This is a genomic window from Nocardia sp. CA-120079 (genome assembly GCF_050955745.1).
Classification (GTDB): Bacteria; Actinomycetota; Actinomycetes; order Mycobacteriales; family Mycobacteriaceae; genus Nocardia.
On sequence record NZ_CP192088.1, the window covers coordinates 786776 to 813339 of the forward strand.

At 66.3% G+C, this 26564-nt stretch carries 25 protein-coding genes; 9 read left to right on the top strand and 16 right to left on the bottom strand.

Annotation, left to right across the window (positions count from 1 at the left end; translation table 11 throughout):
- Positions 1-4: 4 nt before the first annotated feature.
- The 8 genes from mnhG to ACQPYR_RS03770 all read right to left on the bottom strand — a co-directional run bounded on the left by mnhG (position 5) and on the right by ACQPYR_RS03770 (position 9799).
- Positions 5-337 (bottom strand): monovalent cation/H(+) antiporter subunit G, encoded by a 333-nt coding sequence (mnhG, locus tag ACQPYR_RS03735; RefSeq protein WP_433627629.1) that lies wholly within the window; start codon positions 335-337, stop codon positions 5-7.
- Complete coding sequence (locus ACQPYR_RS03740) at positions 334-594, bottom strand: monovalent cation/H+ antiporter complex subunit F (RefSeq protein ID WP_062990242.1); 261 nt, start codon at positions 592-594, stop codon at positions 334-336. Before ACQPYR_RS03740 ends, mnhG begins: the two co-directional genes overlap by 4 nt.
- The gene (locus ACQPYR_RS03745) at positions 591-1157 is read right to left on the bottom strand and encodes a Na+/H+ antiporter subunit E (RefSeq protein WP_433627632.1); all 567 of its coding nucleotides are present in this window, start codon (positions 1155-1157) and stop codon (positions 591-593) included. Before ACQPYR_RS03745 ends, ACQPYR_RS03740 begins: the two co-directional genes overlap by 4 nt.
- A complete protein-coding gene (locus tag ACQPYR_RS03750) occupies positions 1154-2758 on the bottom strand; it encodes a Na+/H+ antiporter subunit D (RefSeq protein WP_433627635.1) in 1605 nt (534 codons plus the stop codon). Before ACQPYR_RS03750 ends, ACQPYR_RS03745 begins: the two co-directional genes overlap by 4 nt.
- Positions 2755-3126, bottom strand: coding sequence for a Na(+)/H(+) antiporter subunit C (locus ACQPYR_RS03755; RefSeq protein ID WP_433627637.1), 372 nt, complete (start codon positions 3124-3126; stop codon positions 2755-2757). Before ACQPYR_RS03755 ends, ACQPYR_RS03750 begins: the two co-directional genes overlap by 4 nt.
- Positions 3123-6005, bottom strand: coding sequence for a Na+/H+ antiporter subunit A (locus tag ACQPYR_RS03760; RefSeq protein WP_433627640.1), 2883 nt, complete (start codon positions 6003-6005; stop codon positions 3123-3125). The genes ACQPYR_RS03755 and ACQPYR_RS03760 overlap by 4 nt, the downstream gene beginning before the upstream one ends.
- A gap of 111 nt (positions 6006-6116) precedes the next feature.
- The gene (locus tag ACQPYR_RS03765; protein ID WP_433627643.1) at positions 6117-7424 is read right to left on the bottom strand and encodes a hypothetical protein; all 1308 of its coding nucleotides are present in this window, start codon (positions 7422-7424) and stop codon (positions 6117-6119) included.
- Positions 7425-7543: 119 nt separating this feature from the next.
- Positions 7544-9799 carry an AAA family ATPase gene (locus ACQPYR_RS03770; RefSeq protein WP_433627646.1) on the bottom strand — a complete coding sequence of 752 codons (2256 nt, stop codon included), beginning with the start codon at positions 9797-9799 and terminating at the stop codon, positions 7544-7546.
- Between the two features lie 379 nt (positions 9800-10178).
- Here ACQPYR_RS03770 and ACQPYR_RS03775 point away from each other — a divergent pair, with 379 nt between their 5' ends.
- Positions 10179-10967, top strand: coding sequence for a hypothetical protein (locus ACQPYR_RS03775; protein WP_433627649.1), 789 nt, complete (start codon positions 10179-10181; stop codon positions 10965-10967).
- A 95-nt stretch (positions 10968-11062) separates the two neighbouring features.
- Here the strand turns inward: ACQPYR_RS03775 and ACQPYR_RS03780 are convergent, their stop codons facing one another.
- From ACQPYR_RS03780 to ACQPYR_RS03800, 5 genes are all read right to left on the bottom strand, one after another.
- Positions 11063-11506, bottom strand: coding sequence for a hypothetical protein (locus ACQPYR_RS03780; protein ID WP_433627652.1), 444 nt, complete (start codon positions 11504-11506; stop codon positions 11063-11065).
- 72 nt (positions 11507-11578) lie between these two features.
- A complete protein-coding gene (locus tag ACQPYR_RS03785; protein ID WP_433627655.1) occupies positions 11579-11932 on the bottom strand; it encodes a UBP-type zinc finger domain-containing protein in 354 nt (117 codons plus the stop codon).
- A complete protein-coding gene (locus ACQPYR_RS03790) occupies positions 11932-13434 on the bottom strand; it encodes an ATP-binding protein (protein ID WP_433627657.1) in 1503 nt (500 codons plus the stop codon). The genes ACQPYR_RS03785 and ACQPYR_RS03790 overlap by 1 nt, the downstream gene beginning before the upstream one ends.
- A gap of 14 nt (positions 13435-13448) precedes the next feature.
- Positions 13449-15116, bottom strand: coding sequence for an FAD-dependent oxidoreductase (locus tag ACQPYR_RS03795; protein WP_433627660.1), 1668 nt, complete (start codon positions 15114-15116; stop codon positions 13449-13451).
- Positions 15117-15137: 21 nt separating this feature from the next.
- A complete protein-coding gene (locus ACQPYR_RS03800; RefSeq protein ID WP_433627663.1) occupies positions 15138-15329 on the bottom strand; it encodes a hypothetical protein in 192 nt (63 codons plus the stop codon).
- Positions 15330-15536: 207 nt separating this feature from the next.
- Between ACQPYR_RS03800 and ACQPYR_RS03805 the strand changes: the two genes are divergently transcribed.
- On the top strand, positions 15537-16010 hold the full coding sequence (locus ACQPYR_RS03805) for an SRPBCC family protein (RefSeq protein ID WP_433627666.1): 474 nt from the start codon (positions 15537-15539) through the stop codon (positions 16008-16010).
- Between the two features lie 33 nt (positions 16011-16043).
- On the opposite strand, the gene ACQPYR_RS03810 is transcribed toward ACQPYR_RS03805, so the two are convergent.
- Positions 16044-17072, bottom strand: coding sequence for a beta-ketoacyl-ACP synthase III (locus tag ACQPYR_RS03810; protein ID WP_387294634.1), 1029 nt, complete (start codon positions 17070-17072; stop codon positions 16044-16046).
- Positions 17073-17298: 226 nt separating this feature from the next.
- Between ACQPYR_RS03810 and ACQPYR_RS03815 the strand changes: the two genes are divergently transcribed.
- The 5 genes from ACQPYR_RS03815 (at position 17299) to ACQPYR_RS03835 (ending at position 21214) form a co-directional block, all read left to right on the top strand.
- Positions 17299-17571 carry a GlsB/YeaQ/YmgE family stress response membrane protein gene (locus ACQPYR_RS03815; protein WP_063044923.1) on the top strand — a complete coding sequence of 91 codons (273 nt, stop codon included), beginning with the start codon at positions 17299-17301 and terminating at the stop codon, positions 17569-17571.
- A gap of 101 nt (positions 17572-17672) precedes the next feature.
- Positions 17673-18395: a phosphatidylserine decarboxylase gene (locus tag ACQPYR_RS03820; RefSeq protein WP_433627669.1), complete on the top strand. Its 723-nt coding sequence runs from the start codon at positions 17673-17675 to the stop codon at positions 18393-18395.
- Positions 18395-19294, top strand: a complete 900-nt coding sequence (locus ACQPYR_RS03825) for a CDP-alcohol phosphatidyltransferase family protein (RefSeq protein ID WP_433635001.1) — start codon at positions 18395-18397, stop codon at positions 19292-19294. Before ACQPYR_RS03820 ends, ACQPYR_RS03825 begins: the two co-directional genes overlap by 1 nt.
- 63 nt (positions 19295-19357) lie before the next feature.
- The gene (locus tag ACQPYR_RS03830; protein ID WP_433627672.1) at positions 19358-20398 is read left to right on the top strand and encodes an RNA polymerase sigma-70 factor; all 1041 of its coding nucleotides are present in this window, start codon (positions 19358-19360) and stop codon (positions 20396-20398) included.
- Between the two features lie 87 nt (positions 20399-20485).
- A complete protein-coding gene (locus tag ACQPYR_RS03835) occupies positions 20486-21214 on the top strand; it encodes a Clp protease N-terminal domain-containing protein (protein WP_433627675.1) in 729 nt (242 codons plus the stop codon).
- A 177-nt stretch (positions 21215-21391) separates the two neighbouring features.
- On the opposite strand, the gene ACQPYR_RS03840 is transcribed toward ACQPYR_RS03835, so the two are convergent.
- Entirely contained in the window at positions 21392-23449 is a 2058-nt protein-coding gene (locus ACQPYR_RS03840; protein ID WP_433627678.1) for an NAD(+) synthase, read from the bottom strand.
- Positions 23450-23493: 44 nt separating this feature from the next.
- Positions 23494-24168, bottom strand: a complete 675-nt coding sequence (locus tag ACQPYR_RS03845; RefSeq protein WP_433627680.1) for a suppressor of fused domain protein — start codon at positions 24166-24168, stop codon at positions 23494-23496.
- A gap of 255 nt (positions 24169-24423) precedes the next feature.
- Between ACQPYR_RS03845 and ACQPYR_RS03850 the strand changes: the two genes are divergently transcribed.
- Both ACQPYR_RS03850 and groL read left to right on the top strand, forming a co-directional pair.
- Entirely contained in the window at positions 24424-24711 is a 288-nt protein-coding gene (locus ACQPYR_RS03850; protein WP_245721169.1) for a hypothetical protein, read from the top strand.
- A 224-nt stretch (positions 24712-24935) separates the two neighbouring features.
- A complete protein-coding gene (gene groL / locus ACQPYR_RS03855; RefSeq protein WP_433524479.1) occupies positions 24936-26561 on the top strand; it encodes a chaperonin GroEL in 1626 nt (541 codons plus the stop codon).
- Positions 26562-26564 lie beyond the last annotated feature (3 nt).

The following is a 26564-nucleotide window of genomic DNA, read 5'->3' on the forward strand; positions in this document are numbered from 1 at the left end:
TCGCTTACAACGTGTCGTCCCGCAGTTCGTTCACCCGCAACAGACCGTCACGGTAGCGCTGCTCGCGATACGCCGTCCGCCCGATCAGATGCGCGATGACCGGCGCGGTGAGCAGCGTGAACAACCCGACCAGCGCCAGCAGCCAGATATTGCCGTGCCCGCGCAACTGGATCGCCACACCTTCCAGAACCAGGATCAGGCCGACGACCTGGGGTTTCGTGGCGGCGTGCATGCGCGAGAGAGTGTCCGGAAAGCGCACGATGGCGATCGATGCGGTCAGCGCCAGTGCCGCGCCGCTCAGGATGAAGACGCCGGCGGCCAAGTGCCACAGATTCATACATCATCCCGAACGCGGAATCGGGATACCGCCGCGGAGCCGAGGAAGCCGACCAGCGCCAGCGCGACGATCGCGGGAACGACCGTGGTGTCGTCGCTGTAGGCGGCCCAGACCGCCAGGCCGGAGGCCGCGATGGCCATCAGCGAATCGATGCCCACAACGCGGTCCAGGGTGCTCGGACCGGCCAGGATGCGGTAACTGACGATCACCGCGGCGGCCATCAGCATGATGCCCGCCACAATCGCGACAACATTCACGACTCCACCTCCGGAGTTGTTCGGGCCGAACGCCATTCGGTGGGGCGTTCGAACGACGAGATGAGCAGCCGCTCCACCCGCCGGGTGATCCGGTAGAACGTATCGACCGCCTTTTCGCTGCTTACGTCCAGGACGTGCACATAGAAGACACAGCGTTGACGGTCGATCTCCAGCACCATGGTGCCCGGAATCAGATTGAGCACATCGGCGCACAGCACCAGCACCAGATCGGATCGCACACTCAGCTTCACCCGCAGCACACCGGAGACCGGCGGCGGCGCCGGACGGATCGCGAACCAGGCCACCTGCAGACTGGATTCCAGTGCGTAATACGAACTGACGACGATCAGTTCGATCAGCGACAGCGGATGTAGGCGTCCGGATACCGGCACGCGCGGCAGCGGCAAGGTCAACATGATCAACGCACCGACAATGAGACCGGCCAGCAGATTGCCCACACTGAGATCGCCCCAGAGCGTCAACCACACCGCCGTCAGCCATAGCAGCACGCCTATGCGCACGATCGTCGATCGATTCGGGACAAGGCGACGGGCGCTACTCACCGGCTCGTTCCCTTCGCCTCGGCATGCGAAGTGCCGAGCACCGCGCCGACATACACCGCCGGATTGCTCAGATCGTCGGCGGCGCGGTCCGCGATGCGCAGAATCGGACCGGCGAATACGGTCAGGCACAGACCGACCACCACCAGTGCCGCCGTCGAGCCGACCATCAGCAGCGGCATGCGTCCCGGATCGGTGCGCTCGTCATAGCGCACATCGGTCGAATCCTCCACCAGCGTCGGCGGTTTCGCCGCGGTGAGATGCCCCTCCGGCGCCTCGACGCGCGGTCGCCAGAACGCCTTGCTCCACACCCGTGCCATGGCATACAGCGTCAGCAGGCTGGTCAGCACCGACCCCGCGACCAGCACCCAGGCCAGTACGCTGCCAGCCGCCGCACCTGCCTGCAGTAATGCCACCTTGCCGATGAATCCCGAGAACGGCGGTATACCACCGAGATTCAAGGCGGGCACCAGGAAGAGGATCGCCAGCAGCGGACTTGCCGCGGCCAGACCGCCCAGTCGTCGCAGCGATACCGATCCCGCCTGCCGCTCGATCAGTCCGACCACCAGGAATAGCGCCGTCTGCACCAGAATGTGGTGCGCCACATAGAACACCGCGCCGGAAAGGCCTGCGGCGGTGGAGAGTCCGATGCCGAATACCATGTAGCCGATGTGACTCACCAGGGTGAACGACAGCAGGCGCCGGATATCGCTCTGCGCGATGGCGCCGAAGATGCCGACCAGCATGGTGAGCAGGCCGCAGACCAGCAGCACATCGTCGAATCCGCCGTTCGGGAACAGCAGAGAGTGCGTCCGGATGATCGCGTACACACCGACCTTCGTCAGCAGGCCCGCGAAAACGGCGGTCACCGGTGCTGGTGCGGTCGGGTAGGAGTCGGGCAGCCAGTTCGAGAGCGGGAAGACCGCCGCCTTGATACCGAAGGAAACCAATAGCACCGCGTAGACGGCCATTCGAATGCCGTTGGGCACCTGGCCCATTCGCACCGCCAGCTGGGCCAGGTTCAGTGTTCCGGTGGCGGCGTAGGCCAGCGCGATGCCGGTCAGGAAGATGAGCGACGACACCATCGAGACCATCACATACGCGATGCCGGCGCGGATCCGGTCCGCGGTCGCGCCGACGGTGAGCAGCACGAACGATGCGGCGAGCAGGATTTCGAAGCCGACGAACAGGTTGAACAGATCACCGGCCAGGAATGCGGCCGAGACACCCGCGGTGAGTACGAGATACGTCGGTCGATAGATCGAGGTCGGCTGTCGCTCGTCACCGTCGCGGATGTTCTGGCCTGCACCGTAGACCGAGACCGCGAGCAGCACGATCGCGGAGACGAGCAGCATGGCCGCGGATAGTCGATCGACCACCAGCGTGATGCCGATCGGCGTGCCCCAGCCGCCGACCTGCAACGCGGTGGTCCCGTCGCGATCGACCAGATACAGCAGCACACCGCAGATGCCCAGCACGACCGACAGCACGAAAATCATGACGAAGCGCTGGATGCGCGGCCGCCGCCCGAACACCAGCGTGCCCGCCGCCCCGAGCAGGGGCACCAGGACCGGGAGCGGCGCGAGCGTGGTCAGCGGACTCAATGCTCAGGATCCTCTGCCTGGCGCCGGGCCGCGACCTCGGCGTCCTCCGGGTCGTTCTGCACGGTGTCGGTGGTGGTGAGGATGTAGGAGCGGTAGGCGAGGGCGAGCACGAAGGCCGCCAGACCCATGGTGATCACGATCGCGGTCAGCACCATGGCCTGGGCCAGCGGATCGGCCATATCCTCGCCCTCACCACGGATCGGTGGCCGACCGTCTCGTCCGCCTGCGGTCAGGATCAGCAGATTCACCGCATTGCCGAACAGGATCATGCCGAGCAGCATTTTCGAGACCGCGCGTTCGAGGATCAGATAGACACCGCACGCGACGAGAATCCCGATCAGGATCAGCAGGGTCAGATTCGCACTCACTGGAAACGTCCTTGCGCAGAGGCGGATTCGTCCTCGTCGGTGGCCAGTTCACTGTCCAGGCGCGCGCCGAGGCTGCGCAACACGTCCAGGACCAGTCCGACCACGATGAGATAGACGCCGAGATCGAAGAACAATGCGGTGACCACCTTGACGTGCCCGATCACCGGCAGCGTCACCTCCACGATCGCCGACGACAGCGGCGGCGCGCCGAGCAACAGTGAGGTGCTCGCGGTTCCCGCGGCCAGCGCAAGCCCGCCGCCGAGTAGATGACCCGCATCGACGGGCAGTGCCTCGCCGAGTTCGTAGCGGCCGCCCGCGAGATAGCGCAGCGTCAGTGCTAGTCCGGCGGTCAGTCCGCCCGCGAAACCGCCGCCCGGCGCGTTGTGGCCGGAGAAGAAGAAATACACCGACAGCACCATGACGGTGGGGAAGACCAGTCGGGTGGTGACCTGCAGGACCATCGATCGTTCGCGACGATCCACCAGCCGCCCCGCGGGCAACCAGCTGATCAGGTCCGGATCGTAGTCCGGGGAGTCCGCCGCGCGCGGCGCGCTGCCGAAACGTCTGCTGCGGAACACCAGCGATGCCACACCGGTCGCGGCCACGACGAGCACCGAGATCTCGCCGAGGGTATCCCAGGCCCGGATATCGACGAGCAGAACATTGACGGCGTTCTTACCGCCGCCGAATGTGTATGCGGCATCGGGGATCAGGCGCCAGATGGGTTCGGTGGAGCGGGCCGCGACCGCGAAGGCGGCCAGCACCGCGACCGACGCACCGACCAGTGCCGACAGGATCGCCCGACGCACTTTGAATGCGGCCGTGCGGCTTTCGTCGATTTCGGCCGGGAAGGCCCGCAGCACCAGTACGAAGATCACCAAAGTCAGCGTCTCGACCAGGAATTGGGTCAGCGCCAGATCGGGCGCACCGTGCAGCGCGAAGATCACACCGCAGCCATAACCGGTGACGCCGACGACGAGCACGGCGGCCAACCGATTGCGCAGCACCGTCGCGGCCAGCGCCATGACGGCCATGATCGCGCCGATGGCGACCTGGAACGGCGAATCCCACAGGCGTAGCCGAACTCCGGTGCGCGTGCCGAGCGCGAGCAGCACCGCCGGCAGCAGGATCAAGGTCACCAGGATCGCCGCCTGACTCAGCGGCAGCGAACCACGCTGCACCGCACCGGTCATCCGCAGCGACAGCCGGTCCATGGCGCGCAGGGTGGCGTCGTAGGCGCGGTCGGCATTGCCGAGCATGGTCGCGGATTCGCCGATGCGACCACGCAGCCGGAACACCACGATGCCCGCGCAGATGATCAGGATTGTCAGTGCCAGTGCAACATTGAAGCCGTGCCAGAGTGTGAGATGCGAATCGAGCACGCCGGGAAGGGTTTTCGCGTAGGGATTCAGCAGTTCGTCCATCCATGGCGCGCAGAGTCCCGCTGCCAGGCTCGCAACCGCGAGCAAGGCGGGCGCAGCTGTGAACTGCGCGCCCGGCGCATGCCAGTGACCAGTTTCCGAATAACCCGGCTCCGCAAGGCGCACGTCCCCGTGCAGATCTCCACTGTCGGGCTCACGGGACGGCAACTCCCTATCCGCAAAAGCTCCCCAAATGAACCGAATGCTGTAGCCGACGGTCAGCATGGATCCCAGCACCACCCCGACCGCCAACGCGACCCTGGCCGGTTCGGCAAACACATCCGCATCCAACACCGCGGCCAGTGCACTTTCCTTGCCCACGAATCCGAGCAGCGGCGCAATCCCGGCCATACTGAGCGCCGCCAACACCGCAACCCCGCACAGCACCGGCGCACGCCGCCCGAGCCCCGACAACTCCCGCAGATCCCGCGTACCGGCCCCGTGATCGATGATCCCGACCACCATGAACAAACACGCCTTGAACAGCGCATGCGCCACGATCAAGGCCGCACCGGCCAGCGCGGCATCCGGCGTCCCCAGCCCGACCAGCATGATCAGGAACCCCAACTGGCTCACCGTCCCGAAGGCGAGCACCAGCTTCAGATCCGGCACCTGCAATGACCGCAACCCCGCGAGCACCATCGACGCCACGCCGAGGGTGAGGATCAGCGGATGCCAGGCCGGGCTTTCCGCGAATGCCGGGGCCAACCGCGCCACCAGATAGACGCCCGCCTTCACCATGGCCGCCGCATGCAGATACGCGCTCACCGGTGTCGGCGCCGCCATCGCACCCGGCAGCCAGAAGTGCAACGGCACGATCGCCGATTTGCTCAATGCCCCGACCAGCAGCAGCACCACCGCGACATCCACCGCGATGCCGGAAGGCGGTCCAGCGAGCAGATCCGACAGCAGATAACTGCCGCTCACTTGACCGAGGATGACGATCCCGACCAGCATCGCCAGCCCGCCCGCCCCGGTCACCAAGAGCGCCTGGATCGCGGCCCGCCTGCTCACCGCCTGTTCGGCATGGTGGCCGACCAACAGGAACGACAACACCGTCGTCATTTCCCAGAAGACGAAGAGCAGCAACATATTATCGCTGCTGACCAGGCCGAACATGGCCCCGGCGAAGGCGACCAACTGGGCCGCGAACACCTGCAACCGCGGTTCGTCGTCCTCGAAATATCGTGCGCAATAGGCCAGAATCACCGCGCCGATGCCGAGCACCAGCGCGGACATGATGGCGGCCAGCGAATCGAAGCGCAGCTCGATATTCATCTCGATGCTCGGCGCCCAACTGATCCGAACCCGCTGTGTCCTATCCCAATTCGCGATTACCCAGCCGAGACAGCCGAACGGTACGAGCGCGAGTACGTAGAAACCGTTGCGCCCCAATGCCCGCACGCACAACGGTGCCGCGAGTGCGGCTGTCACGAGCGCGAGCAGGATTCCGAGCAAACTGCACTCCGTCGGGTAGTTGCGGCGGGGTGATACCGAATGATCCTACTTGGAGCCTGGGGGTTTCGTCGGCCGAGCGAATATGGCGTATGCCATCTCCTGCGGGGTGGGCTATATGTCCGCTAACGTTTCGTCGTCGACGGATCGCCCCGGCCTCGGTCGGCTGCGCGGCCGGAATCGGCGCAGCACGAACAACCCGAGAGCCGAACCGAGGGCGATCGCGAGCGCGGTCCGGCCGGCCAGCGCTTGATGATCGGCGCCTCCGTTCAGCGGCCATTCGGCGCTGTCGCGCGGCAGGGCCGTGATGATCGACGGCAGATACAGCGCGGAAATGGCGAGCACCCCGCTCGGTGCGTAGCGGGGACGCGCGGTGCCACAGCAGTAGCCGGCCGTGAGTGCCAGGACCGCGCTGCCCGCCGCGGTCACATAGCGATGGGCGTCGGCGGATTTCACCAAGGCGAATACCGCGAGTCCGGTGATCAGCAGGATGGCGATGAAGGTCGAGGGCAGGCGGACCCCGATCAGCAGTCCGACGGCGGTGGCCGCGATCAGCGCGGCGACGCTCCACCCGGGTCGCGGATTGCCGCCGATCGCCTCGGCGGCGGCCACCAGACTCACCGCCAGATACACCCCGGCGCCGTCGCGCCCGGGTAGCAGCATGGCCGCGGCGGTGGCGGCGATGATCGTCGCGGCCACCGCCATCCCGATTTCGACCGCATGGCTGACGTTCGGCGCATGTTGATACTGCCGCGCCAGCCATTCGGTAATGGCCAGGATGACCAGTGCCAGCACCATCGAGGCCAGGATCGGCGTGACCGGAAGCTCGACGGCGATCCGCGGCGGCTTCGATCTCTCGGGCTGGGACCGATTGCGCAGCGTACTGATGATCAGCAGGACCACCGCGACGCTGACGAGCCAACGTGGCGGTGTCTCGAGCACCGCGTATGGATTGTTGTCGGTGATCTCCAGCAGTTCCGCGAGATCACCGAAGACGAAGAACCCGGCGGCGCCGATCGCGAAGCCGGCCGCGGGACCCGGTCGGCGCAGCACCGCCGCGCCCAGTGCGCCGAGCAGCACACCGGCCAGAATCGAATCCAGATAGTTCTGGGTGGTCAGCAGGTCGGCCGAGGAAACATGGCGTCCGGCGAAGTGATTGATGTCCATGGCGATGGCGCCGAACAGTGCTGCCGCCCATGCCACCAGCGGCTTGTGAAAGGTGATCACCAGCACCGCGACGGCCACCGCGACGATCACCCCGATCGCGGCGCCGCGCGGGACGCTGTTGTTCAGGCTGGCCAACCGATACGGCGAAGTGTCGGCGCTCCAACTGAAGGTGATCGGCAGGAACATTGCGACGCCCGCGACCGCGGCCCCGAAGAAGGCCGTGATCGTGTCGATCGCATTGCCGATCTTGCGCACCTGCTCGAACTTACCCGCGCTCGACGCGGGAACCGGTGATTGCGCCCATATTGCCCGAATATGTCGGATATGCCTAAAGCGCAGGAAGGCGGCAATTACCAGGAGATTGCGCCGATCGTCTATCGACGGTTGTCCGCGTACCGGCGCAACGACTCGACCTGCTCGGTATCGAGCGACGGACGCACCACCGCCCTGGCCGCCGCGACATCCCCGGCGGTGACATCGGCGGCGTTCACATCCCGGCGCATCGCGGCCAATGCGGCTTCGCGCAGCAGCGCACTGCAATCGGCCGCGGAATAGCCGTCCAGATCGGCGGCGAGTGCGGCCAGGTCGACATCGGCGGCCAGCGGCACCGATTTCCCGGCCCGCAGGATCTCCAGTCGGGCATCGCCATCCGGCGGCGGCACGAAGATCAGCCGTTCCAATCGGCCGGGGCGCAGCAGTGCTGGATCGATCAGTTCCGGTCGGTTCGTCGCGCCGAGCACCACCACATCACGCAGCGGTTCCACACCGTCGAGTTCGGTGAGCAGTGCCGCGACCACGCGGTCACCGACGCCGGAGTCGCTGTTGCGACCGCGCCGCGGCGCGAGTGCGTCCACCTCGTCCAGGAAGATCAGCGATGGCGCGGAATCGCGTGCGCGCTGGAACAATTCGCGCACCGCACGCTCGGAAGCGCCGACCCATTTGTCCATCAACTCGGCGCCCTTGACCGCGTGCACGCTGAGCTGACCGGTCCCCGCCAGTGCACGGATCAGGAAGGTCTTACCGCAGCCCGGCGGGCCGTAGAGCAGTACGCCGCGCGGCGGATGAATACCGAGGCGGGCGAACGAATCCGGGTGGCGCAGTGGCCAGAGCACGGTTTCGGTGAGCGCCTCTTTGGTTTCGACCATGTCCCCGACGTCGTCCAGGCTTAGGCTGCCGATCGCGAGTTCCTCGGTCCCGGAACGTGATAGCGGCCGGATCACCTCGGTCGCGCCGAGCAGGTCGGGTTGGGTCAGCTCCGGTTCCGACTGTTGTTTGCTGGCCCGCGAGGCCGCGCGCAGTGCCGCCTCCCGGCACAGCGCGGCCAGATCGGAGACCACGAATCCGGGTGTGCGCGAGGCGATTTCGTCCAGCTTCAGATCCTTGGTCGGTACCTTGCGCAACAGCTGCTCGAGCAGTGCCTTGCGTACGGCCGCGGTCGGCAGCGCGAGTGCGAGTTCACGATCGCAGAGATCGGGTGCGCGCAGCCGCGGATCGGCACCGGCCGGATGCGCGGTGGTAGCCAGCAGTGCCACGCAGGGCTCGGCGATCGCCGCGCGCAACTGGTCCAGGATCAGCGTGGAGACCGGTTCGGCGGGTGCGGGCAGCAGTGCGTCGATATCGGTGACGAGCAGGATTCCGCCCCGCCCGGAACCGATTTCGGCGACCGCGGCCGCGACCTCGCGCAACCGTGCACCGCTTTCGGCAGCGCCGACCGTCGGACCATCCAGTTCGACAATGCGTCGTGGCGCTGCCACCGCACGCGCCAGCGTGGCCTTGCCGACCCCCGCCGGGCCGGTGATCAATACCCCGAGATGCGGTGTGGCGCCCAGGGCCTTCAGCAGTTCCGGTTCATCGAGCGCGAGGCTGAGCCACTCCTGGAGTTTCGCCGCCTGCCCATGCGCACCGGCCAGGTCCTCGATCGGAATGACCGACTCGCCAACGGTCGCGGTCCAACCCGCACCCGCCCCACTGGTCGCGGCCAGCGCCGCGGCCTCGGTGACCCCACGCGCGGCCTCACCCGCCGGGACCGGCAGCCCGGCCGCCGCCCGATCGGCGGAATCCCGGGCCGCCACCGCACTCGCGCCCCAGACCACCGCGGTATTCGGCTGCACACTCACCGGAGCACGGCCGGGATCGGTCGCGGTGACGGTCAGCAGCTCGGTGGTCCACGCGATGCCGAAGGTGCGCGAAAGTGCTTGGGTGGCAGCCGAAGAACTGATATCCGGACCGAGGTCGCGGGGCAGTAGCGATACCGCGTCGCCGACCGTGACCACCTTGCCGAGTAGCGCCTGCCGCAGCGTCGCCGCCGGAATGGTCCTGGTGGCATGCACCGAACCGCTCACCGAGATCTGCTTGGCCCCGTACACCGTCGCGGGCGAGACAACCACATTCGCGTCCTCACGCAGTCCCGCGTTGGACAGCGTGACGTCGTCGAGCAGCGCGACCCCGGCCGGTGTGCCTGACGGGGCCACCCCGACCACCGCGGCGGTGCGCCGTGCCCCGATCAGCGCGATACCGTCCCATTCCCGCAGGCCGAGCGCGGTCAGCGCCTCCGGATGTAACCGGACCACCCCGCGCCTGGCATCCGCGGCGGAGGGATTCAGTCGAGCGGTGAGCGCGAGTTCTGCCACCGTGTCATTCTGCCCGCGTCCGGCTCCGGTTGGTCGGCGGTCCGTCGGATAGATCCGAGATTATGCGGAAAATCGTCGATGACGAGTGCCCGATCCGCTAATGCGCCCTGAATCCGAAATTGTGAATGTACTCACGGAACCGAAAACGTCCGCGAAACGTCGTCGATATTGCCGATCGGCCGTGCAGTTGCGGTAGTGCGCTCTGACCAGTCATTTCGCCCCGGAGACTGGTACATCTGTCCGGGTTGAGCTCATTGGACTCGGCTAATCACGCCGCTCCACCGCGGATCGACCGGTATCTACGGCTCGCTTGCGATATGACGGGCGACCGTTGCCGAGTTAGCACCTCGGCTCGAGCAAATGTGAAACGTCACTCGCGTTGCCTGACCGCATCTCAAATCGAGTCGCGGAACTGTTGACAGCTAAACTTCGGCAATTGTCACGATTTCATGATTTACGAACCCCGATGTGCGACAACGAATTCCGCGCGCTAACGTTCTGGTCCCGCCCCTTGTTCGGGCGGGACAACAAAGTGGAGGGAATTCAAGAAATGAAGTTCGGAAAGATCACTACCGCTGTCTTCATGGCCGTCACCGCGGTGGGGATTACCGCGGCTACCGCCAATGGGCAGCCCGCCGTGGCGACCGACCAGCCGGCGGCAGTGACGCGGGGGGACGTGACTTCTGGTGTTGTACACGGAATCAACTACCACACGACGGTTTCCCCAACTGATAAGACCATCACCTGGGCGGTTGACAGCGGCCGGTTCGAGCTCGCCTCGGACGGTGCCGCGGTGCTGCTGAAGTCCGACGACGGCGCGACCGTGGACCAGGTGCCGCTGCACTCCGAGGTCGCGGGCCTCCCGATCGCGGTGAGCCAGCAGATCAGCGCGGACGGCCACACCGTCGCGCTGGCTTCGACGATGACCCCGGCGGACACCGCGAAGCTGAACGACATTGCCGGACTGAAGGACATCAGCTCCTACGACCGGCTGATGGAGCAGGTCAACAAGAACCTGCCGGGCATCGTCATCGGTGCCGTCATCGGGGCTTTCATCCCGTTCCTGTGGATCATCAGCATCCCGGCCGGTGCGCTGATCGGCGGATACGTCATGGGCGGCCAGGAGTTCCTCGACGCCGTGATCGCGTTCGCCACCGGTCAGCCCTGATCGTCGCGCCATAAGTAGAACGCGCGTACACAGCGCCTGCCCGCTGTGTACGCGCGTTCTGTCTGGGTGCCGTCGGTGCCGCGACCGAGCCGGCCCTACTTGTCCTTTGCGACGATTCCGGCGGCCACCGCGACCGGGGTATCGGCGTAGGTGGGGGCCAGGCAGACGAGTTTGGCGGTGCCGAGTGCGACGTTCGGGCTGCCCTCGAACTCACTGCCCGGATTCTCCGCGATCGCCTTCTCGATCAACTCCTTCTCCTCGGTGCTGTCCAACTTCTTGAACTCACCGCAGGTGGTGCTCGACGCGGGGCCGAGCGAGGGGTAGCTCGCCGTGGTCTTGGTGGTGGTGGTCGGTGCGGCGGCGGCCGTGGTCGGCGCCGCACCGGTCGCGGACGTGGTGCCAGCGGGCGTACTGGTGCCCGTCGCGCCCTGGCGCAGACCGTTCGCGTCGGAGCTGGAATCGTCCGAACTGCCACATCCGGCCAGCGCGACGGCCACCGCCCCGGTGGCTAGGACGATGGCGGTAACTCGCTTGATCACGTGCGTTCCCCGGTGACTCGCGGCGCCGGAGTCTCCGGCGCGTCCGGAGCAGGGTACCGGGTGGGAGCGTCGTCAGTGGATGCGACTCTGCCAATCGGCGGGCACCCGGCCGCGCGGTCCCGGGGCGGGCTGGTCCACCGGATGATGTGTCGGCGGTGCCAGTTCCGGTCCGCCGCTGTACATCTCGTCGGAGCGGAAGTCGAAGAACCAATCCTCGCCCGGCTCATAGCTCTGGATGAACGGATGTCCGGTGTCCTTGGCGTGTTTGGAGGCGTGCTGCTGCGGCGAGGTGTCACAGCAGCCGATATGGCCGCACTGCGCACAGCGCCGCAGGTGCACCCACCAGCCCTGGGCCGCTTCACATTCCATACAGCCCGGACCGCTCGGCGCGACCGCGGGATCGATACCCTCCAACTCCTGCGTCATCACTGACCTCCTGTATCGGCTTCGGAACTGTCGCCGGAGTCCGGCATTTCTTCGGGACGGTTCAGCGGAAGCCAGACCGTGAATCGGGTATTGCCCGGCTCGGAATCGAGCTGGATATCGCCGTGGTGCTTGTTCACCACGATCCGGAACGAGATGTCCAGGCCGAGACCGGTTCCCTCGCCCACCGGCTTGGTGGTGAAGAACGGTTCGAAGATACGGCTGCGCACGTCGGCCGGAACGCCGGGGCCGGTATCGCCGATCTCGATCACGGCGCAGTCGTTTTCGTGCCTGGTGCCGATGGTGAGCGTGCCCTCGCCGTTCATCGCGTACACCGCGTTATCGATCAGGTTGGTCCACACCTGATTCAATTCCGCCGCGTAGCAGGGCACTTCGGGCAGTGTCCGGTCGTACTCCTTGACCACCTTGACGCCGTCGCCGATCTTGCGACTCAGCATCACCAGCGTGCTGTCGAGCAGTTCGTGGATGTCGACCACCTGGAACGGCGCCCGGTCCATCTGCGAATACTGTTTGGCCGCGCCGATCAGGGTGGAGATGCGCGTGGTCGAATCGGCGATCTCGTTCATCAGCAGTTCGGTCTCGATGGTGTAGTTCAGCCAGCGGATCGCGCCCTGGAAGACCTGTTCGGGGCAGTCCTCCAGGGTGGCCGAAACCCGTTCCAGCCAGTCCACATCGAAGCCGGCCTGCACGAAATTCGGGGCCAGATTCCAGCTGTCCCCGATGCCGTGATCCTCCAGCCATTCGCTGAGGATGTCTTCGCGCTCGGAGGCTTCCAGCGTCGTCAGCTCCGGGGCCTTGGCGACCTGGGCCGCGGCCTCCTCCTGCAGGCGCACCAGCGCCTCCAGGGATGCGGTGTCGAATTTGCCCTGCGCCATCATGGCCAACTTGTGCCGCATGCCCGCGATCCGGTCGCGCAGGCCCGAGGTGGCGCGCACCGCGGCGGCGGCCGGGTTGTTCAGCTCATGGGTCAGTCCCGCCGACAGCGAGCCCAGGGCGAGCAGTCGCTCGCGCTGGTTGATCCGCTCGATGTTGTTGCGATTACCGAAGAACGCGCCCTCGAGCAGGTGTACGGCCATCGGGAACCAGTCGTGCATCATTCGCGCGAAGGTGCCCGCATCCAGGACGAAGAACCGCGACCGACGGGTCACATTCATCGAGCCGGTGTAGGTCTGGTCCACCTTGTCGCCGAGGTAGGCGGTCCATGCCCCCGCGTACGCGCCGCGATAGTCGGTGCGCGACATCTCGATCTCGGTGCCGCCGGAGAGCTTGGTGAGCTGCACCTCGCCCTCGATCATCACGTAGAAGCAGGTGGCGGGATCGCCCTCGCGGAAGACCAACCCCGGTTCGATGATCTCGATGCGGCCATCGGCGCACAGCAGATTCAGCTGTTCGTCGGTGAGCTTCTCGAAGAGAAAGAGGCTGCGCAGCTCCGCCGGATCGCAGACCAGATGACTGCTGCGATCCGCTGTCTCCTTCGAATTCATGGTCCAGCCTCCTATCACGCCAGGTACCGATGCACGAGCATGACCGCCATCGCACCCTCGCCGACCGCCGAGGCGACCCGCTTCGCCGAATCGGCGTGCACGTCACCCGCGACGAAAACGCCGGGGACGCTGGTCTCCAGGTGATGCGGCGGTCTGGGTAGCTCCCAGCCCGCGGGTCTGGTTCCCTCGACGAGCAGATCGGGACCGGCCAGCACATAGCCCGCCTCGTCCCGCTTGACCACGCCGTCGAGCCAGTCGGTCTGTGGTGCGGCACCGATGAACAGGAACAACCGTTCGGCCTCGGCTTTTTCTTCCGCGCCGGTCCGGTTGTTGCGCACCACGATCTGCTGCAGGTGATCGTCGCCGTCGGCGGCGATCACTTCGGTATCGGTATGCACGCGGATATTCGGTATCTGCGCGATCTGCTGGATCAGGTAGTGCGACATGGACTTCTCCAGCGAATCCGCGCGGACCACCAGATGCACCGTGCGCGCGTTGCGGGACAGGAATACCGCCGCCTGCCCCGCCGAATTCGCCCCGCCCACGATGTAGACATCGTGGTCGGCGCATTCGGAGGCCTCGGTCATGGCCGAGCCGTAGTAGACACCGCGCCCGGTGAAATCGTCCACACCCGGTGCGGGATGACGCCGGTAGTCCACACCCGTCGCGATGATCACCGTGTGGGCGCACAGCCGCCCGCCGTCGGCGAACCGCACGGTGCGCGCGGATCCGTTCACCTCGAGTCCGACCACCTCGCGTGTGGTGATCACCTCGGCGCCGAACTTCGCGGCCTGCCGCCGCGCCCGATCGGCCAGCTGCGCACCGGACAGCCCGTCCGGGAAGCCCAAATAGTTCTCGATGCGCGAACTCTGGCCGGCCTGGCCGCCGGTCGCGGTGCGCTCGACGAGCACCGTGCGCAGTCCCTCGGAGGCGCCGTACACCGCCGCGCCGAGTCCGGCGGGTCCGCCGCCGACCACGATGAGGTCGTAGAAGTCACCGGTCGGATTGGTGTTCAGCCCGACACTTTCGGCGAGTTCGCCATCGCTCGGTTGCACCAGCGCCTGCCCACCCGGGGTGATCACCACCGGACAGATATTGGGATCGGCGCCCGCCGCTTCCAGCAGCCGTGCGCCTTCCGGTTCCTCGGCAAGGTACCAGCGGTAGGGCAGTTGGTTGCGGGCCAGGAATTCGCGCACCTCCGACGACCGCGGGGACCAGCGGTTGCCGACGACCTTTGTCTCGGTGACGGGTTTGTGATCGTTGCTGCGCCAGGCCTCGATCAGTCCGTCCAACACCGGATACAGCTTCTCCTCCGGCGGATCCCACGGCTTGAGCAGATAGTGGTCGAGGTCGACGACATTGATCGCGTCGATCGCGGCGCTGGTATCGGCGTAGGCGGTCAGCAGCACGCGACGGGCATATGGGTGCAGGTCCATGGCCTGCTCCAGGAATTCGATGCCGTCCATGCCCGGCATCCGATAATCGGCGATCAGGACCGCGACCGGTTGGCCGCGCAGTTTCATCTCACGCAGTGCGTCGAGTGCGTCCGCGCCCGACTCCGCGCGCAGAATCCGGTACTCGGCCCCATAGCGGCGGCGCAGGTCGCGAACGACCGCGCGGGAGACTCCCGGATCGTCGTCGACGCTGAGGATGGCCGGTTTCGTAGCAGCGGGTGCAGTCACCTATCGAGTATGGAACGGTCGTCAAACGCGATGCTCGCGCACCAAGTCGAGTTCGGTGGGCGTGAGCAGGCGCTCCAGTTGTTCGTCGGGAACTGCCGGGCGTGCGATACGCGGCGCGAAGATGTCTCGAGTGGCAGGCGTCTCGGGTGTGATGGTGGGAAGCAGCGGGACCTGGTCCCCGTGCCGATGATGTAAGAGCGAGCGCAGTTTCACGGCCGATCACCTCACGCTTGACGGAAAAGCTTGTGGCAGTGTCTGATGCTTCGTCTATCCGCCATTGTGCGCGCGCCATTACACGGCCGGGTAAACAAATCGCGAAAAAGTGACACATTTGTCTTCCAACAGCCGCCGACTAGGCTGTTGCCAAATCGTCAGGTCGTGCTAGACGGATGTCCGTCGCACAGTTCTCCGGAGGCAGCGTTGCCGAAAAATATCGAAGCCACGATCGAGATCGCCGCGCCGCCGGAACAGGTCTGGGCCGTCGTCGCCGATCTCAAGCGGATGCCGGAGTTCAGCCCGCAGTGCGTCCGGATGCTCGCGCTCGGCACGCCGAAGGCGGGCACCTGGACGATCAACCTCAATACCGACGGCAAGAAATACTGGCCGACCACCGCGCGCATCGTGCGCTATGAGCCCAACCAGGCCTTCGCATTTCGGATCAACGAGAATCGCAGCATCTGGAGCTACACGCTGGAGCCGACCGCCACCGGCACGCGGCTGATCGAACGCCGCGATGTGCCCAACGGCACCAGCTGGTTCTCCCGCAGGGCCATCGATGCGGCGCTCGGCGGCGAAGCGCCGTTCGAGGAACTGCTCGAGCAAGGGATGAACGAAACGCTCGGCAAGATCAAGTCCGCGGTCGAGGCAACCGCTGGAACCGGGCACCCCCGGTGACCTTCAAGGTGAAGGTCACCGGGCTGGGCTGAGTTACTGCCAGTTGGGCAGCGTCACGACCTGCGCGGCGTAGGAGAGACCGGCGCCGAAGGCGATCAGCAGCGCGGTATCGCCCGGCTTCGACTCACCCTTGCGCAGCAACGCCTCCATGGCGAGCGGAATCGAAGCGGCCGAGGTATTCCCGGTCTCCTCGATATCGTTGGCCAGCGCGCAGTGCTCGGGCAGCTTCAGCACCCGGGCCATGATCTCGATGATCCGGCCGTTGGCCTGGTGCGGGATCATCGCGTCCAGGTCGTCGGTGGATAGGCCCGCACGATCGATGGCGTCGCGGCAGACCTTCTCCAATGAATGTGCGGCCCAGCGGAATACCGCCGTACCCTCCATGGCGAGGTAGGGCCGCACCGCGTCCAGGCCCTTCTCCTCGATTTCGGCGAAGTATTCCATCCAATCCTTGTCCTGGCGGATCGCATGGTGCTGAGTGCCGTCCGAACCCCAGACCGTGGGGCCGATGCCCTGTTCTTCCGACGGACCGACCACCACCGCGCCCGCGCCGTCGGCGAAAAGGAAGGCGGTCGCGCGGTCCTTCGGATTGACGGTGTTGGTCAGTTTCTCCACGCCGATCACCAGCACATGGCTGGCGGTTCCGGCGCGCACCAGATCCGAGGCCAGCGCGAGCGCGTGACAGAAGCCCGCGCATCCGGCCGAAATATCGAACGCCGCCGTGCCGTTCATGCCCAGCTCGGTCGCGATCTGCGGCGCGGCCGCCGGAGTCAGCAAGAGGTGAGTGGAGGTGGCGACGATGACGCAGTCGACCTGCTCGACCTCGATTCCCGCGGATTCGAGCGCGCCGCGAGAGGCCGCGACGCTCATGCTCTGAATCGTCTCCTCCTTCGAGGCGAAGCGCCGCGTTTTGATTCCGGAACGGGTGCGGATCCACTCGTCGCTCGAGTCGATGGGTCCGGCGACCTCTTCGTTGGTGACGATTCGAGCGGGGCGGTAAACGCCGAGCCCGAGGATCGCCGTGTGCTCAGCCCCTGTGGTCTGGGTGATTTGAGCAGCCATAATGCGTCTCCTATGTACCTGCGGCGGCGCCGCCGGGTTGTTACCCCGAAAGCATCGAAATGAGTCCCTCATCGGCCGGCCGCCTACGTCACCGTAGACATGAGGCCCCCTCATATTAGCCCGTGTCGCGCGTGTTGGGCGTGCGTATTCTCACATTTGGCGGGTATACCTCCGAAGCACGCCCTGTGGTGCGGCGCGCTGCCCCAACTAGTGATTCGAGGACACCATGCTCGGACTCGGGATTATCGGGTGGATCATCATCGGCGGTCTCGCCGGCTGGATCGCCAGCAAGATTATGAAGACGGATGCGCAACAAGGCATCCTCCTCAACATCGTGGTCGGCGTGGTCGGCGGCCTGCTAGGCGGATTCCTCCTCAAATTGCTCGGCGTCGATGTCGAAGGCGGCGGACTCTGGTTCAGCTTCTTCACCTGCCTCGGCGGCGCGGTGATTCTGCTGTTCCTGGTGCGGCTGTTCACCGGCCGTAAAGCCATGAGCTGACCCGGGTGCCACAGGCTCCGTTCCCGTAAGGTGTGAACGCTTGCGCCGGACCTATCGTTGAAGGGCGCAAACCGTCTGCATCGAGCACGAAAGAGGAGCCTGTGGCACGCCGTCCCACCCTGCCCGGCACGCCCGAAACGACCGGAGTCGGCCATGTCGTCGATCTGGTCCGGGCCGCGATCCCCCCGCTGCATCCCGCCGGGCTGCCGTTCGTCGCGGCGCCGCTCGCGGTGGCGGTCATCGGGGGTAAGCGCAAGTGGGTGCGCCGCACGGGTCTGCTGGCCGCCGCGGCCTGCGCGACCTTCTTCCGGCATCCGAACCGGGTGCCGCCGAACCGGGCGGGCGTGGTCGTAGCCCCGGCCGACGGCGAGATCGCTCTGGTCGACACCGCGACGCCGCCCGCCGAACTGGGTCTCGGCGATGCGCCGCTGCCGCGCGTGAGCATCTTCCTTTCGGTGCTCGACGTCCATGTGCAGCGCACTCCCATCTCCGGCACCGTGCGCACCGTGCTGCACCAGTCCGGTCAGTTCCGTTCGGCGGATCTGCCCGAGGCCAGTGCGGTGAACGAGCGCAACAGCATGGTCATCGACACCGCCGGTGGCGCGCAGCTCGTGGTCGTGCAGATCGCGGGTCTGCTGGCGCGGCGCATCGTCTGCGACGCGCAGGCCGGTGACAAACTGACCATCGGCGATACCTACGGCCTGATCCGTTTCGGGTCCCGGGTCGACACGTACTTCCCGGCGGGTACCGAATTACTCGTCGAACCCGGACAGCGCACGATCGGGGGCGAGACCGTGCTGGCCGTACTTTCCACCGACTCATGATGGAGCAGGCCCTGCCCACACCGCAGCGAAGGCGCCGGACCATCCGGCTGTTGCCGAGCATCGTGACAATCATGGCGCTGTGCGCCGGACTGTCCGCGGTGAAGTTCGCCCTGGACGACAGGCTCGACATTTCCTTGGCGATGGTCGGCGCCGCGGCTGTACTGGACACCCTCGACGGTCGGCTGGCCCGGATGCTCGATGCCACCACCAAGATGGGCGCCGAACTCGATTCGCTCTCCGATGCCATCTCTTTCGGTGTCGCGCCCGGTCTGGTGATCTACATCGCGCTGCTGGACAGCAACAGCGCGGGCTGGATCATCGCGCTGGTTTTCGCGGTGAGCCTTGTGCTGCGCCTGGCCAGGTTCAACACCCTGCTCGACGACGACACTCGACCGCAGTGGGCGCGCGAGTATTTCGTCGGCGTCCCCGCACCGGCGGCGGCGCTGATCGCGCTGGTGCCGATCGGGCTGTACGTGCAGTTCGGTGACGGCTGGTGGGTCGGCTACTACGAGGTCGCGGCCTGGACCTTGTTCGCGGCGGCGCTGGCGGTGAGCACGATTCCGACGCTGGCCATGAAGTCGGTATCGGTGGCGCCGCAGGCGGCCGCCGGCCTGCTGGTGCTGACTGCGCTCGCGGCGGCACTGCTGGTCACCTATCCGATCGTGCTGCTGCTGGTGCTGGTCGCGCTGTACCTCGGGCATATACCGTTCGCCTGGCATTCGCAGCGCTGGGTGGCCGCGCGTCCGGAAACCTGGCAGCACAAGCCATCCGAACGCCGGGCCCAGCGGCGGGCGCAGCGGCGACGACCCGCACTGCGGCGTCCGGCGATCCGCGGGGCGAGCCGCCTGCGGCTGCGCAGTCCGGGGAAAGAGCGTCGGGCGGACGATCTGCACCGGTGAGCTGTTGGGGCTTGCCTGGTATTCCTTAAGGAATCGCCTAGGTCGCGCGGGAATGCTGCGGCTATGAGCAGCGTTGCGGCACTTGGTGGTTTGGGCTTTTGGGGATTCGATCTTGGTCGGGTTCTCGGTGGTGGCCGGACCATCGGGTCGGCCACCGAACTGTCGAAGGCCGGATGGATCCCGACCGGTACCGTCATCTTCGGCGGCCGAGCACGGAAGAAGGTGGCGGTGGAACGGGATGGATTGCGCGAATTCCAGGCGCATCGCCCGCGCCTGTTCGCGCTCGCCTATCGGATGCTCGGCTCCGCGACCGAGGCCGAGGACGCGGTGCAGGAGACCTATCTGCGCTGGGATGGCACCGACCGCGGCACGATTCGCTCGGCCGAGGCCTGGCTGAGCACCGCGGTCGTGAATCTCTGCCGCACCTGGCTGGTTTCGGCCCGGGCCCGCCGCGAGACCTATGTCGGACCGTGGCTGCCCGAGCCGGTGCCGACCGCGTGCGGCGAACTCGGCCCCTTGGAGACGGTGGAGGAGCGCGAGCTGGTGTCGCTGGCGCTGCTGACGGCATTGGAACGGTTGAGCCCGATCGAGCGGGCGGTTTTCGTGCTGCGCGAGGCATTCGGATACGCCCACCGGGAGATCGCGGACATGCTCGCGGTATCCGAGGCCAATTCGCAGCAGATCTTCCGCCGGGCCGGTATCCGGGTGCGCGAGGGGCGGCCGCGCTTCGATGTTCCAGCCGATCAGGCCCGCGAGCTTATCGAGCGCTTCCTCGAGGCGGCACGGATCGGGGATATCGAGGCATTGGAGCGGATGCTCGCGGCCGATGTCGTCTCGACCGCGGACGGTGGCGGTCAGGTCACCGCGGCTCGTCGCCCGATCGTCGGGGCTGCCGCGGTCGCGCGGTACGTGGCCGGACTGTTCCGGTGGGAGGTGCCGGGGATGGTGATGGCGCTGGAGGAGATCAACGGCGCGCTCGCGGTCGTCGTGTGGTCGGCGGGGGAACCCGCGCTGGTCGTCGGCGTGGACACCCTCGACGATGCGGTGACGGCGCTGCGCTTGATCGTCAATCCGGAGAAGCTGTCCTATATCGGGCGGGAGTGATGCGGGTCATCACGGCCGGGGTGGCACGTCCCTGAATATCGTCAACTAGTGGTTGACGATGCGAGATCGTCAACCTATGGTTGACGCATGACAATCAACGTACGACTCGACGATCTGATCGAGGGCATCAAGAAGGCACGTCCGGACAATGTGCTCGACCAACTCTCCGACGCGGTGGTCACGGCCGGGCATTTCGGCGAAGTGGCCGATCATCTGATCGGGCACTTCGTGGATCAGGCCCGCCGCTCCGGCGCATCGTGGACCGAGATCGGCGCCAGCATGGGTGTCACCAAACAGGCCGCGCAGAAGCGGTTCGTGCCCAAGGGGCCAGGTGATCCGGCGGCCATGGATCCCAATGCGGGCTTCGCGAAGTTCACCCCGCGCGCGCGCAAGATGGTGGTTGCCTCGCAGGAGGCGGCTCGCACCTCCAGCAATCTGGAGATCTCCATCGGACATCTGGTGCTGGCCCTGTTGTCCCAACCGGAAGGCCTCGGCGCCAGGGAGGTCATCGCGCAAGGGGTGCAACTCGACGCGGTCCGGGATGCGGCAAACGACGCCATTGCCCGACAGCCGGCCGATCCGGCGAAGGTGCCTGCGCTCATTCCGTTCGGCGCCGAGGCCAAGAAGGTGCTCGAGCTGACCTTCCGTGAGGCACTCCGCTTGGGACACAACTACATCGGCACCGAACATGTCCTGCTCGCCCTGCTCGAACAGGAGAACGGTTCCGGAATCCTGTCCGATCTCGGCGTCGACAAGGCGAAGGCCGAAGCCGATCTGTCCGAATTGCTGTCGGTGATCGCCGCCGAGAAGTCATGAACGCCCAGGCCGCGTTCATCGCCGGACGACGTCGAATTGCCTGGATAGTCATCGGCATTCGATCTGCGCACGCGGCCAGGGCACGGCAGCGCAGGGCCGTCCGATCGCGGGGTATGTCGGTGCGCTCACGGATCCCGCTCGAATACCGTGAGCCCGTCGCGGCCTGACGGCGGCGGCTCAGTTCTCCGGGACGTTGCGGGCGAGTTCGTCCAACCAGGCGGCGGCGGAGGCGTCGCTCGGCGCACGCCAGTCGCCGCGCGGTGAAAGTGAGCCACCCGAACCGACTTTCGGTGCATTGGGCAGGGTGGAGCGTTTGAACTGGCTGGTCTGGATGAAGCGGCGCAGGAATTCGGCGAGCCAGTGTTTGATGATCGTCATGTCGTAGGTGTTGCGCTGGTCGGCCGGAATGAGGTCCGGCCAGCTGCCGCGGTCGCGCTCGGACCAGGCGTGCCGGGCCAGGTAGGCGACCCGGCTCGGGCGGTAACCGAAGCGCAGCATGTAGTACAGGTGGAAGTCCTGCAGTTCGTAGGGGCCGACGGTGGCCTCGGAGCTCTGGCTCGGCGCGGTGGAATCGTGGCTGGGCACCAACTCCGGCGAGATCTCGGTCTGCAGGATCGATGACAGTACCCGGCCCGCCTCGGGGCCGAACTGATCGGTGTCGACCGCCCAGGCGATCAGATATTTGATCAGTGTTTTGGGGACCGAGGCGTTCACGCTGTAGTGCGCCATATGGTCGCCGACGCCGAAAGTGCACCAGCCCAAGGCGAGTTCGCTCAGATCGCCGGTGCCGACCACGAGTGCGTTGTGCTGGTTGGCAAGTCGGAACAGATGTGAGGTGCGCTCGCCCGCCTGCACATTCTCGTAGGTGATGTCGTACTGCGAAATACCTTCGGCGGCAGGGTGGTTCAGGTCGCGGAGCATCTGGGTGGCGGACGGGCGGATATCGATCTCCTGCGCGGTCACGCCGAGCGCGTCCATCAGCGCGTGCGCGTCGGTGCGGGTTCGGGTGCTGGTCGCGAAGCCGGGCATGGTGTAGGCCAGCACATTCGCGCGCGGCAGTCCGAGCCGGTCCATGGTTTTGGCCGCGACGATCAGTGCCTGGGTGGAGTCCAATCCACCGGATACGCCGATGACCAAGCGCTGACTGCCGGTCGCGCGCAACCGGGTGCTCAGGCCCTCGACCTGGATGTGATGCACCTCTGCGCACCGTTCGTTGCGCGCGGCCGGATCGCTGGGAACGTAAGGGAAGCGCTGGATTTCGCGCTCGAGGGTGATGGCACTCGTCGGCACCGGCAACTCGACCTCGATACGCCGCAGCCGCACCAGCCGGTCGCGGTGATCGTGCACATTGTCGGCGAAACTGGTGGTGCGAATGCGATCCGCGGCCAGCCGCTGCAGATCGAGATCTGCGGTGATCAACTGGGGATGGTCGCAGAACCGCTCGCCCTCGGCGAGTAGATCCCCGTTCTCGCAAACCAGCGCCTGTCCGTCCCAGGCCATATCGGTGGTCGATTCACCGTGTCCCGCAGCCGAATACAGATAGGCGGCCAGATAGCGCGCGGAATGCGAGGTGCACAGCGCGCGCCGGTAGTCGGCCTTGCCGATGACGATATTGCTCGCCGACAGATTGACCAGCACCGTCGCACCGGCCAGCGCGGCATATCCACTGGGCGGCAACGGAACCCAGCCGTCTTCGCAGATTTCCAGGTGGAATACGAAGCCGTCGAGATTGGTCGCGGTGAACAGCAGATCGGATCCGAACGGCACCCGCTGACCCGCGATCGTGATGTGGTCGTCCAGGGTCTCGCGTGCCGCCGCGAACTGGCGCTTCTCATAGAACTCGCGATAGTTCGGCAGATAGCTCTTGGGTGCGGCGCCGAGCACCGTGCCGCGGGAGACCGCGATGCCGCAGTTGAACAGTCGCCCCTGCGTCCGCACCGGGGCTCCGATCACCAGCACCGTATCGATGTCCGCGCTCGCCACGACGACCTGCTCGATTGCCGCGGCCACCGCGTCGTCGAGCGCATCCTGGTGGAAGAGATCGTCGGCGGTGTAGCTGGAGAGTCCGAGTTCGGGAAAGACCGTCAGCACCGCGCCGTCGGCGGCCGCCTGCCGGGCGAGCTCGAGCGTCTGCTCGACATTGAACGCGGGATCGACGACCCGGATCCGCGGCACCGCGACCGCCACCCGCGCGAACCCGTGCCGATAGAGCGAATCGAACGGCAATGCGGGCACGGGCGTCCCCCTTCGGGATCGTTGATCTTCCTCCATGGCGAAATCTACGCCCGCCCGGTCAGGCCCCCGCCCCAGCGCGGCCATTTCGCCTTGGCCTTCGGTTCCTCCATGAGCGGTCCGCGCTCGATATCGGTGACCAACAGTGGCAGCCGCGGCGCGAGTTCGTCGAGCACCGCCAGCGTGTGCCCGCCCTGGGCGGCCCGGTACTCCGGCATGGTCAGGCCGACGATCTGCAGGAACTGCATCCGCCCGTGCGGTGTGTCGATGGCGCCGAGCTCCGGGTCGACGGTGAAGGCGACGGCGTGGATATCCGAATCCGGATGATCCGCGGCGATCGGGCCGTTCGACTTGATGGTGTGGCCCGGTTCGAACCAATTCCCGGATTGGAACACGTAGCGGGCCAGATTCTGCAGGAAGTTCGCGGGCCAGACCGGCGGTTTCTCGTCGGCCGGGGTGCGCAGCAGGCGGAAGGTGAATTCGAATCCCCAGCCCGATTCGTCCGGGTTATCCCATTCCTTCTCGTACAGCTCGGTCATGCCGTAGCTGATGTAGTGCCAGTGTGGGACCGGTTCGGTGCGTGGATAGGCGCTGACGCCGTCCAGCGGATCGGGCCCGCCGAGCGACCAGGGGACCCCCGTCCCCCAATGGCTGGGTGCGGTGTCGTGGTACAGCTGCTCCAATGCGGCGTCGATAGCGTTCCAGCCCGGACTTTCACTCACCTGGACACCATAAGGTCGGCGCCGATCATGCGCCGCGCTGTGCTGGATTGGCGGCGTTCGCGGGGCCCTCCATGGTCACGCTGCGCTACCGCCTCCGGGCCCGTCGCTCACGCCGCGTAAGCGGATCGTAAGCCATTGGCGGACAGCGATTCGCTGCTCACACGACCAGGGTCGGCGCCGCGGCTCCCGGACTGGTCGGCCTGTCGGGAAAGGGCTGATCCAGCGCACCGGTAAGCTATAGCAATGGCGGATGGCATGGATTCCGACCTAGTTGCGGGGGAGCGACGCGCTGATCTCGAGCGTGCGCTGACCTATGTCTCCACCGAATCGCAGCCCGACGGCAGCTACATCATCAACGGCGATCTGCCGCCCGATGTCGCGCCACCGTTCATTCGGGCGATCATGCGGGTGGAGGCGGAGTTGCTGCTGAACGACGCGGAACTCGTAACGGTCGATGAGGGTGAACCACGCACGCCCGAGGAGCGCCGGGCCGATGCTTTCGTCGCATTGATACTCCGGGTGGACGACCGCAGCTCCGCCTGAGTCGACGCTGAGCAGCGCGGCGGACCTTGCACTCGATACCCCTGAGTGCTAAAAAGGGCTTGGCACTCTCGACGTGTGAGTGCCAGGTCGGGACGGTGAGACCGGGTCACATCGACACCCTCGGTCGTCCGTCGCGGGCACCGAACCTGGCCAGCGTAAATGGGGCGATCCAACCTGCGATCGACCTGTGTGTCAGCCATATACATGTGGAGGATCTCAACGCAATGGCCAAGACAATTGCGTACGACGAAGAGGCCCGTCGCGGCCTCGAGCGGGGTCTGAACGCCCTCGCCGACGCGGTCAAGGTGACGCTGGGCCCCAAGGGTCGCAACGTTGTCCTGGAGAAGAAGTGGGGCGCCCCCACGATCACCAACGATGGTGTTTCCATCGCCAAGGAGATCGACCTGGAGGACCCGTACGAGAAGATCGGCGCCGAGCTGGTCAAGGAAGTCGCCAAGAAGACCGACGACGTCGCGGGCGACGGCACCACCACCGCCACCGTGCTCGCCCAGGCGCTCGTACGTGAGGGCCTGCGCAACGTTGCGGCCGGCGCCAACCCGCTGGGTCTGAAGCGCGGCATCGAGAAGGCCGTCGAGGCCGTCACCACCAAGCTCCTCGCGACCGCCAAGGAGGTCGAGACCAAGGAGCAGATCGCCGCCACCGCCGGTATCTCGGCCGGCGACGCGTCCATCGGTGAGCTGATCGCCGAGGCCATGGACAAGGTCGGCAAGGAAGGCGTCATCACTGTCGAGGAGAGCAACACCTTCGGGCTCCAGCTGGAGCTCACCGAGGGTATGCGCTTCGACAAGGGCTACATCTCCGGTTACTTCGTGACCGACCCGGAGCGTCAGGAAGCGGTCCTCGAGGATCCGTACATCCTGCTCGTCGGTTCCAAGGTTTCCACCGTCAAGGACCTGCTGCCGCTGCTGGAGAAGGTCATCCAGGCCGGCAAGCCGCTGCTGATCATCGCCGAGGACGTCGAGGGCGAGGCCCTGTCGACCCTGGTCGTGAACAAGATCCGCGGCACCTTCAAGTCCGTTGCCGTCAAGGCGCCGGGCTTCGGTGACCGTCGCAAGGCGCAGCTCGCCGATATCGCCATCCTGACCGGTGGCGAGGTCATCAGCGAAGAGGTCGGCCTCTCCCTGGAGACCGCGGGCATCGAGCTGCTCGGCCAGGCCCGCAAGGTCGTCATCACCAAGGACGAGACCACCATCGTCGAGGGCGCGGGTGACGCGGAGGCCATCAAGGGCCGCGTCGCGCAGATCCGCACCGAGATCGAGAACTCGGACTCGGACTACGACCGGGAGAAGCTGCAGGAGCGTCTGGCCAAGCTGGCCGGCGGTGTCGCGGTGATCAAGGCCGGCGCCGCGACCGAGGTCGAGCTCAAGGAGCGCAAGCACCGCATCGAGGATGCCGTGCGCAACGCCAAGGCCGCCGTGGAGGAGGGCATCGTCGCCGGTGGTGGCGTGGCCCTGCTGCAGTCGGCTCCGGCGCTGGACGACCTGAAGGTCACCGGTGACGAGGCGACCGGTGCGAACATCGTGCGCGTCGCGCTGTCGGCTCCGCTGAAGCAGATCGCCTTCAACGCGGGCCTCGAGCCCGGCGTTGTCGCCGAGAAGGTCTCGAACCTGCCGGCGGGCCACGGCCTGAACGCCGACTCGGGCGAGTACCAGGACCTCCTGGCCGCCGGTGTCGCCGACCCGGTCAAGGTCACCCGTTCGGCCCTGCAGAACGCGGCCTCCATCGCGGCCCTGTTCCTCACCACCGAGGCCGTCGTCGCCGACAAGCCGGAGAAGGCCGCCGCTCCCGCCGGCGACCCGACCGGTGGCATGGGTGGCATGGACTTCTGAGTC